Below are 9,472 nucleotides of genomic sequence, written 5' to 3'. Positions count from 1 at the left end.
AGCTCGTCTGACTGGTGTAGTAGTGCGTCACCTGCTTGGTCGTCCGGCTGACCGTGGAGTCCTTGCCGTCTCCCCACCACACCCGCACCTTGCTGCCGGCGCGGGCCCGGCGCCCGCCAGCCGGCTGAGCCGGTCACCGGCCTCGACCGCCGTCATGCGGGCGCCGGGATCGCGGCGCAGCAGTCCGTCGAGGACACCTGCGAGCGGCCCGGCCAGGTGGTGCCGGTCCGGTGCGCTGCCGGCAAGGGCCCGCATGGTGGCCGCCGGCGTCTCGCGGACGTACGGCGGCCGCCCCTCCACCGCGTGGTAAAGCGTCGCGCCCAGGGACCAGAGGTCGGCCGGCGCGGCGGCGACGCCGTCGAAGAGCCGCTCCGGCGAGACGTAGTTCGGCGAGCCGAGGATCATGCCGCGGCGGGCCAGGGCGGCGATTCCCTCGCCGGTCACGGCCGGGCCGAAGTCGGTGAGCACCACCCGTGCGTCGTCGGCGATCAGCACGTTGCCCGGCTTGACGTCGAGGTGCAGGACGCCCGCCCGGTGCGCGGCGTCCAGTGCGGACAGCAGCGCCAGCCCGATACCGGCCACCCGTTCCACCGGCAGCGGACCGGACTCCTTGATCACCTGTAGCAGCGATCGCGACGGCACGTACTCCATGACTATCCACGGCTCGTCCTCGCCGGGCAGCACGTCGTAGATCCGGATCACGTTGGGGTGGCTGACCCGCCCCGCCGCCCGGGCCTCGATCGGCATCCAGCTGCGCAGCAGTTCCTGCTCGTCCGGTTCGAGGCCGTCCGGTGGCGCACACTGCTTGATCGCGACGTCCCGGTGGAGCATCTCGTCGATAGCGAGCCAGACCCGGCCCAGTCCGCCGGAGCCGAGCGGGCGGGCGATCCGGTAGCGCCCGGCGACGCGTTGTCCCACACCCGGCATGCCGTCACCCCACGTGTCCGGAAAGGTCGGTGCTGCCTGCTGCACCCTGACCGTACTGCGCGCGGCGGCACGTTTCACGCCCGTCCGAATAGGTATCCGGTGCAATTGACGCAGACCCCGGAGGGTGTCGGAAATCCGACGGCGACTTTGCTCCGTCCGGCCGGTGGAAAGGCGCTGTACCGGTGCGGATTCCTGGCCGGACGGACCGGAACGGTGGGACGGCCGAGTACTCGACCACCATCGATGACCAGCGTAGAGTCAGCCCCCGACGCAACCGCCGGCACCGCTGCCGCACCTGCGGTCGGCACCCGGGTTCGGCGGCCACTCCTATTGAGATGCCGGGCGATGAAGCAGATGCGGATACGGGGAAATGGTAATCACGCGCGGCGGTTCGCAATACTCTGCCTCGGACTGATCATGGCGCTGCCGGCCGGGCCGGCAACCGCGCCGCCGCCCCGGCCGGCACCCGCGGCCCATGCCGGCCACGCGACGACGGCCGCGGCGCCCTCGGCGGCCGAGCAGGCGCTGCGACTGCAGGCGCTGCTCGGGCAGCACTCGGTGCTGGCCGCGGAGTTCATGCGCGGCCGGATCCGCGGCGACGAGAACTTCGCCCAGTCCGCGAACGCCGCGCTCGGCCGCAACACCGACGCGATGACCCAGCTCCTGCGCGACCTGTTCGGCGACGCCACCGCGCGCCGGTTCGCGGCGCTGTGGGCCGAGCACGTCGTCGAGCTGTTCACCTACGCCCGCGGACTGGCCGATCAGGACGACGCCGTGCGCGCCGAGGCGCGCGAGGAGCTGATCGAGTACGAGCAGGACCTGGCGGGGTTCTTCGTCGACGCCTCGCACGGGCGCCTGACGACCAGGGCGGCCAACCGCGCCATGCGCATGCACGTCGACCATCTCCTGGGCCAGGCCGACGCCTATGCGGCACGCGACTACCCGGCGGCCGAACGCCTCTACCGGGAGTCCTACCAGCACACCTACGAGCTGGGCGGTACCGTCGCCGGCGCGCTGCTCACGGGCAGGGACGCGGCCGCGCTGCGCGCACCGATCTGGCGCCTGCGGTCCCAGCTCGGCAAGCTGCTCGCCGAACACGTCGTACTGGTGGAGGACGTGACCAGGGCGGCCGTCACGAACAGCCCGGACTTCTCCGCCGCGGCGCAGATGCTGAACGGCAACACCCGCGATCTGGCGACCGCCATGGACAGCCTGTTCGGCGCGGGGGCGGCGCGGAGCTTCCAGTCGTTGTGGGCGAGCCACGTCGATCAGGTCGTGGCCTACGCGGCCGCGGCCGCCGCGCGGGACCCCGGGCGCCGCGACCGGGCCAGGGCGAGGCTGCACGAGCTCGAGGGCAGGCTGGCCGCGTTCCTCGAGAACGCGACGGGCAAGCGGCTGCGCTCGACCAGCCTCTCGGACGCGCTCCTGGCGCACGACCAGATGCTCCTGCGGCACGCGGAGGCCTTCGCCGCCAAGGAGTACGGCACCGCGCAGCAGATGGCGTTCGAGACCTACGAACACATGTTCGAGCTCGCCCGGCTGCTGGCCGGTGCCTTCGGCGCCACCGTTGCGGCCCGCCTGCCCGTCGGCGGGGCCGAGACCGGCCACGGCGCCATGGCCGGCGTCGTGGAGAGAAGCTGAGATGTCCGTACGAGCCCGCGCCGCCCTGCTGGTGGCCCTCGCGGTGCTGCTGACGACCGGCCTCGCCCGGGCCGGGCCGCCGGGTTCCGGGCCACCGGAAAGGCCGGCGGAACCGGCGGCGGCCGGGCCCTCCTCCGTGGCGGACACGTTCCGATCGGTGCGCACCTACCCGGTCGTGGCGGCGCCGGTCCGGCTGCGGATCCCCGCGCTTCGCGTCGACAGCGCCCTGGAGCACCTCGATCGCCTCGCCGACGGCACCGTCGCGGTGCCCGAGCGCCCGGACCGCGCCGGCTGGTTCGCGCAGGGACCGCGCCCGGGTCAGCCCGGACCGGCGGTGATCCTGGGCCACGTCGACTCCCGGACGTCCCCGGGAGTCTTCCTGAGCCTCGCCCGGGTACGGCGCGGCGCGGTCGTGCACGTCGACCGCGCCGACCGGACCACCGTCACCTTCCGGGTGACCGAGGTGTCGCGGGTACCGAAGTCACGCTTCCCCACCGACCTGGTCTACGCGCCCACCCTCGAGCCGACGCTGCGGCTGGTGACCTGCGGAGGCGGCTTCGACGAGTCGCAGAGGAGCTACCGGGACAATGTCATCGTCTTCGCGACGCCGGCCTGACCGGCGCGCGGCGCGGGCGCCGGCGGCCCTCCTGCTGACGGCTCTGCTCGTCCTGTGTCACGGCCCGCTGCCGGCCGCCGCCGCGATCCCGCTGCCCGTCATCGCGGTGCTCCCCGGCGCCGAGCGGACCTCGCTGGTCGTCGACCTCGGCGCCGGCGCCGCCAGGACGGCCACGGTCACCGTCGACGGCGCGCCGCTGCGGGCCGAGCTGACGCCGGTGGTCTCCGACCGCCTGGCGGTCGCGCTCGTCGTGGACGCGTCCGACGCGGGCGCCGCCGCCCTGCCGGCATGGCTCAGCGCCGCCGCCCGCTTCATCCTCGAGGTGCCCGCCGGGACGCTGGCCTCGGCGATCGCCGACACCTCGCCGCCGGCCGTGCTCGCTCCGCCGAGGCGCGGGCCGGCGGGCGTCGTCCGCGCGCTCAGCTCCGTGCGGGCGGCCGGCCGGCGCAGCACGTCGTCGGCGTTGACGCTGGCGATGCGGCAGTTCCCGGCTACCGCGACCGGCCCGCGCGTCGTCGTGGTCTACACGACCTCCCCCGACGCGGGCGGGGAGAACGCGGCGGCCCTCGGCGCCCGGCTCGCGCGGGCGGGAACGATCCTGGTGGTGGTCGGCACCGCCGGCGGCGGCACCTACTGGGCCGACGCCGCCCGGGCCACCGGCGGATTCTTCGCGCCGGCCGGCACCCCCGTGGTGGTCCCGGCCCTGGACCAGGTGGAGACCACGCTGCGGGGCCGCCATCTCGTGCGGTTCGCCACCCCCCGCAGCCTGCCGGCGCACGTGTCCGTCCGGATCGACACCGGCGGGCTGAGCCTTACCGGCGGCGCCCTCGTCACCGCGGACCCCGGTCCGGCCGCCGCTGTTCTCCCGCCGGACCGGACGCCCGGCACCACCTCCGGCGCCTGGTGGTGGACGATCGTCGGCTGTGTGACGCTCCTGGCCGCCGCCGCGCTGATCCTGCCGTACCGGCGCAGGCGCCCCCGCCCGGTACTGCAAGCGGGAACGCCCACCGTCGCCCGGGGACGGGCCTCCGTACCGCACGCGCCGGCCGGCCGGGAGCCGCCGGCGACGCCGTGAGCCCGCCTGCCGCGCGCCGGTTTGACTCCCCTGCCGGCGGCGGATGACGCTGTCCGTACCGAATCCGAGAGGAGCACCCCATGCCACAGCCGGAAGGCGCCGAGCTGGACGCCGTGCGCGAACGGCGGGCGGCGCTGCGCGAGGCGTACCTGCGGCCGCCGGACGACCGGCCGGCGACCACCGGGCGGGGCATCCACCACGCCGCACTGATCTGCCGCGACGTGGAGAGCACCATCCGCTTCTACCAGGAGGTGCTCGGATTCCCGTTGGTCGAGCTGGTGGAGAACCGGGACTACGCCGGCTCCAGCCACTTCTTCTTCGACGTCGGTAACCGCACCCTGCTCGGCTTCTTCGACTTCCCCGGCCACGACCACCCGGATTTCCAGGAGACGATCGGCGGGGTCCAGCACATCGCGTTGTCGGTGAGCCCGGAGCAGTTCGCGGCCGCGAAAGAGCGCTTCGACGCCGCCGGCATCAAGTACCTCGGCCCGGACCGGGGCGTGGACGACAGCCTCTACGTCCGCGACCCCAACGGCGTCGGTATCGAGCTGTACCGCGAGGAGCTGGGGATCTTCGAGGGCACGACCCTCGTCACGGGATGATCGGCGGGCACACAACGGACGAAAGGCATCGACCCGGGTCGTTGGAGCCGGGTCGATGCCCGGATCATCGACAAATGCGCAAACGCTAATTTCGCTCAATGGGTTTCCCTGACCCACCTCGTCACCGCATGCTGATCGAGGGGTCACGATGAGTGAAGAATTCCTGCCACGGCACGTACTGACCGAGATCGACAGTCCGATCCGGGAGTCTCGCCTGATGGGCGTGGGTGAACTGGCCCAACTCGTGACCAGCTCCGACCTCGCCATGGCGGCCGCCGCCCAGCTCGCCCTGCGGCGCCTGTCCGACGACGACAGCCGCAGTGTCGCCGCGGCGGCGGCCACCGTGCTCGGGCGTACGGCGGTGCGCCTCAACCCCGACCGCGTGGACTTCGGCGAGGTGCCCGCCGGCACGCCGCACCTGGTCGCGGACGTCCTCGTCGAGGGCCCGCCGCTCGCCTTCGCCACCGCAACCGTCACCGCCGCCGGGCCCGGCCTCCGCGCCGCGCTGACGGGCCGCCACCTGCGCATCCTGTGGCAACCGCGCTCGGACTGGCTCGACGGGTCGATCACCGTCAACGGCACGGCCGGCTGGGCCGAGGTGCGCGTCACCGGCCGGGTCGCGCAGTCGGAGCCCGCGTTCCAGGCCGCCCTCGAGGCACAGCTGCAGGCGGAGGCGGGGGTCGGCGGCGGAAACGCGGCGCGGGTGACCGTGCTGCCCGCCCCGCCGGCGCGCCGGCGCGCCGGAGCCGCCGTGGTCATCGCCGGCCTGACCACGCTCGCCCTGCTCGGCGGCGCGGGCGTCGCAATGGCCCTGACCAACGGCGCGGAGCGCGACCCGCCGCCGGTGGCCGCGCCCGGCACCCCGGTCACGACGGCCCCGGCGCCGCTGTCCGCGGCCGTCGGCGGTCCGGCGACCGCGGCCCCCGCGCCGAGCGCCCTCGCGCGCGTCCCGCTCGCGCTGCGCGCGGCGAGCACCAGCAGGCCGGCCGCGATCGCCACCATCCGGGTGGGCAACGAACCCGAGGGCGTCGCGGTCTCCCCCGACGGCCGGACCGTGTACGTGGCCAACCAGAGCTCCCGGATCCTTTCCGTCATGGACGCCGCCAGCCGGCGGGTCACCGCGGTGACCCTGCGCCACACCCCCCGGTTCGTCACCACCTCCCGCGACGGCGGCCTCGTCTTCGTCTCGATGTACGAGAAGGACATGTCCGGCAGCGGGGTCGCCGTGGTGGACGCCACCAGCCGCCGGGTCGTGCGGTACCTCGCCACCGGCGTGCAGCCGTTCACCCTGGCCGTCTGCCCGGACGACCGGCTCTGGGTGCCCATTCACAGCAAGGGCCGGGTCGAGATCTACGCCACCGCCGACCAGCGCCCGGACGGACAGGTGACCGTGCCGCCCAACCCGCACGCGGTGGCCTTCTCCGCGAGCCAGCGGCGGGCCTTCACCGCCAACCACGAGTCGAACGCGGTCTCGATCATCGACATGCGCACCGACAAGGTGCTCAGGTCCGTTCCGGTGAGCCGCTCGCCGCACAGCGTCGCCGTGTCGCCGGACGGCGGGACCGTGCTGGTCGCCGGCTACGAGGCGAACACCGCGGACCTGATCGACGCGAAGACCATGCGGCGCACCGGACCGTTCCGGGTCGGCCGGCAGCCGCAGAGCGTGGCCTTCGCCGGCGACGGCCGGCACGCGTACGTGGTCAACGAGGGCGACGACACGGTGTCCGTCCTGAACGGCCACACCGGCGCGGTGACCGCCACGGTCCGGGTCGGCCGCAGCCCGCGTACGGTCGCGGTCTCGCCCGACGGCCGCCTGGCCTACGTGACCAACGGCGGCGACGACACGATCTCGGTGCTGCGGGTGGGCGAGTGATGCGCACCCGGCGGGCACCCACCCCGGCGACGGCCGGTGAGTGACGATGACCGCCGCGGCCTGGATCGCGCTGGCGATCACAGTGTTCGGCGCGCTCTGCTACGCGACCGCGGCGATCCTGCAGGCCGTCGCCGCACGGCGCACCACGAGCACGGTGCAGGCCCTGCGCCACCCGCTCTACCTGGCCGGCATCGGCTTCGACATGCTCGCCTGGGTCGGTTCGATCATCGCCCTGCGCGAGCTGGCGGTGTACGTGGTCGAATCGATCCTGGCCGGCTCGCTGGCGGTGACGGTCGTCGCCGCCCGGTTCATCCTGAAGTCCCGGCTGCGCGGGCGCGACGTCGCCGCCGTGGTGGCCTCCCTCGCCGCGCTGGCGGTGCTGGCCCTGTCGGCCGGGCCGCAGCACGACGTCACGGCCTCCACCGGGCTGCGGCTGGGTTTCTGCGCCGCCGCGGTCACCGCGGCGCTGATCGGCTGGGGTGCGACCAGGATCGGCTCGCCAGGGCTCGCGGCGGCGGTCGGCGGACTCTGCCTCGGCGGCGCGGCCCTGACCGGCCGCGCCCTGCCGGCCGGGCCGATGGACATCGTGACCGATCCGCTCACGGCGGCGCTGCTGACCTTCGCCGTGACCGGCATGATGATGTACGCACACGCGCTGCAGATCGGCCAGGTTGGCCCGGTGACGGCGGTGCACTGGACCGCCGAGGTGATCGCGCCCTCCGCCGTCGCGCTGCTGTTCCTCGGCGACGCCATCCGCGACGGCTGGCAGGTGCCGGCCGCCGCCGCCGGGCTGGTCACCATCGCGGCGGCCGTCCTGCTGGCCACCGCCCCGGCGAACAGCGCGACGCACCAGCCGCAGACCACGCCGGCGCCGGCCGCCGAACCCGCACGACCGGCGCTCCCGGCAGCGGCCCCGGCCGTACCGCGGCGCAGCGGCGAACGGGTCATCTGGTGGGGCCCGCCACCGATCTGGATACCGGCGGCCCGGACGCCTGCGGCCCTGGCGGCGCCGCCGGTGCGCGAGCTCGGCTGGAGCCCGCACCTCGCGCAGCCGCCCTGGGCGCAACCGCGGCGGCCCGACGCCGACCGGGACGAGGTGCCGGTGCCCGCGCTGGTGATGCCGCGCCACCCGGCGCCCGAACCCGTGGCACCGCCCGCGCCGGCCGGGGAACGGCCCGCACCGCTGTCACCCTGGCACGACCTCTCCAGCCCTCCGGACGGCCCGGCTACCGGCGCCGGCGCGTGATGATCTCCACGTTCGGCGTCATCCGGCTTCGGATCGGCCGGCATCGACGCCCCGTCATTGGGCGCCGGCCGGCCGCAGGAGTTCCTCGGTGGAGTGACCCAGCTCTTGGAGGATCGTCCGAGCCTGGCGCCAGGTGGCCCTTGCCGACTCGGCGTCGTCCGCGGCGGCGTGCACGTCGCTGAGGCGTTGCAGGGTGGTGGCCACCTCGTACCGGTCGCCGAGGTCGCGCCAGAGCGTGAGGGCATGCCGGTAGCAGGTGATCGCCTCCTGGTGGTTTCCGAGGTGGTGGTGTGCGTGGCCGAGGCTGTCCCAGGTGTCTGCCTCGTTGGGTTGGCCGACGAAATCGCGGTACAGCTCCAGGGACTGATGGCAGTACGCGATCGCCTCCTCGTGGAAGCCCAGCAGACTGTGGTAGCAGCCGACCCAGTTCAGCGCGTCGGCCTCGGACATCCGGTCGCCGGACAACCGGGCCACGGCGAGAGCCATCTGGGCGTGCTCCAGCGCCTGCTGGAATTCGCCCCGCCGTTCCGCGAGCCGGCCGAGATCGCGACGGATACGCACCTGCCCCGTCTGGTCGCCGACCTCCTCGAAGAGCGCCAAGGCCCGCCGGCCGTGGCTGTCCGCCTGATCAAGGCGGCCCTGTTGCAGGTAGGCGAGACTGAGCATGTGATACGCCAGCGCCTGACCCGGCCGGTCGCCGAGCCGCCGGAAGGCCTCCAGCGCGATCCGCTGGCTCGACGCCCAGTCGTTCCAGTGACCCTGGTAGTTGAGGAAGGGCGTGAACGTCTGCGGGAGCTTGCTGGCGTGTGCGTTGAAGCCGGCCGCAAGCGCCTTGTCGATCGCCGCGAGCAGCACCGCGTGCTCGCTGGTGAACCACGCCATTGCCCGCTCCGCGTCCGGGAGCTCGGCGGTGCTCACCCCGGTGCCGATGGGTTCGATCGCGATCCGGTCCCGATACGGGTAGAGCCGCCGGTCGGCCGCGTGCGTCGTGTGCAGGTAGTGGTCCAGGACCCGGCGCAGCGCGGCCTGCCGCTCGTCCTGCGACTCGGCCTCCGTGACCTGCTCGGCGGCGTACGCCCTGAGCAGGTCGTGGAAGGCGAACCGGCCGAGGACGTGCTCCGCGAGCAGGCTGGCGCCGGACAACTCGGTCAGCAGCCGGCGGGCCCGGGTCACCGGGAGGCCGGCCAGGCTGGCCGCGGCCCGTATGGTGATGTCGGGGCCGGGATGCAGCCCGAGCAGCCGGAACAGCCGGGCCGCCTCGTCGCTGAGGATCTGATACGACCAGGAGAACACCGCGCGGGCGTCGGTGGCCGGGTTCTCGCCCATGAACGCGTCCAGGCCACCGCGGGCCTCCTGGAGCTCCCCGGCCAACATCGCCAGGGTGAACCGGCGGTGCCCGGCGGCCCGGGCCGCCACGATGGCCAGCGCCAGCGGCAGCCGGGCACACGCGGCGATGATCTCGTCGACGGCCTGCGGTTCGGCGGCGACCCGG

8 protein-coding genes are annotated in these 9,472 nt (G+C 74.1%); 6 read left to right on the top strand and 2 right to left on the bottom strand.

Annotated features, from left to right (window positions below):
* Positions 1–27: 27 nt before the first annotated feature.
* On the bottom strand, positions 28–927 hold the full coding sequence (locus AB0B58_RS42040) for a serine/threonine-protein kinase (protein WP_360236942.1): 900 nt from the start codon (positions 925–927) through the stop codon (positions 28–30).
* Positions 928–1,344: 417 nt separating this feature from the next.
* Between AB0B58_RS42040 and AB0B58_RS42035 the strand changes: the two genes are divergently transcribed.
* From AB0B58_RS42035 to AB0B58_RS42010, 6 genes are all read left to right on the top strand, one after another.
* Positions 1,345–2,568 carry a hypothetical protein gene (locus AB0B58_RS42035; RefSeq protein ID WP_360236939.1) on the top strand — a complete coding sequence of 408 codons (1,224 nt, stop codon included), beginning with the start codon at positions 1,345–1,347 and terminating at the stop codon, positions 2,566–2,568.
* A 1-nt stretch (position 2,569) separates the two neighbouring features.
* Positions 2,570–3,184 carry a class F sortase gene (locus tag AB0B58_RS42030; protein ID WP_360236936.1) on the top strand — a complete coding sequence of 205 codons (615 nt, stop codon included), beginning with the start codon at positions 2,570–2,572 and terminating at the stop codon, positions 3,182–3,184.
* Positions 3,156–4,259: a VWA domain-containing protein gene (locus AB0B58_RS42025; protein ID WP_360236933.1), complete on the top strand. Its 1,104-nt coding sequence runs from the start codon at positions 3,156–3,158 to the stop codon at positions 4,257–4,259. The genes AB0B58_RS42030 and AB0B58_RS42025 overlap by 29 nt, the downstream gene beginning before the upstream one ends.
* Before the next feature lie 80 nt (positions 4,260–4,339).
* On the top strand, positions 4,340–4,861 hold the full coding sequence (locus AB0B58_RS42020) for a VOC family protein (RefSeq protein ID WP_360236930.1): 522 nt from the start codon (positions 4,340–4,342) through the stop codon (positions 4,859–4,861).
* A 148-nt stretch (positions 4,862–5,009) separates the two neighbouring features.
* Positions 5,010–6,734, top strand: coding sequence for a YncE family protein (locus tag AB0B58_RS42015; RefSeq protein ID WP_360236926.1), 1,725 nt, complete (start codon positions 5,010–5,012; stop codon positions 6,732–6,734).
* Positions 6,735–6,780: 46 nt separating this feature from the next.
* Positions 6,781–7,980, top strand: a complete 1,200-nt coding sequence (locus AB0B58_RS42010) for a hypothetical protein (protein WP_360236923.1) — start codon at positions 6,781–6,783, stop codon at positions 7,978–7,980.
* A gap of 54 nt (positions 7,981–8,034) precedes the next feature.
* On the opposite strand, the gene AB0B58_RS42005 is transcribed toward AB0B58_RS42010, so the two are convergent.
* A partial coding sequence (locus AB0B58_RS42005; protein ID WP_360236920.1) for a tetratricopeptide repeat protein occupies positions 8,035–9,472 on the bottom strand: 1,438 nt, incomplete at its 5' end.

The organism is Actinoplanes sp. NPDC049118, assembly GCF_040648555.1.
GTDB lineage: Bacteria > Actinomycetota > Actinomycetes > Mycobacteriales > Micromonosporaceae > Actinoplanes.
This window is presented reverse-complemented; position numbering and strand designations above follow the sequence as displayed.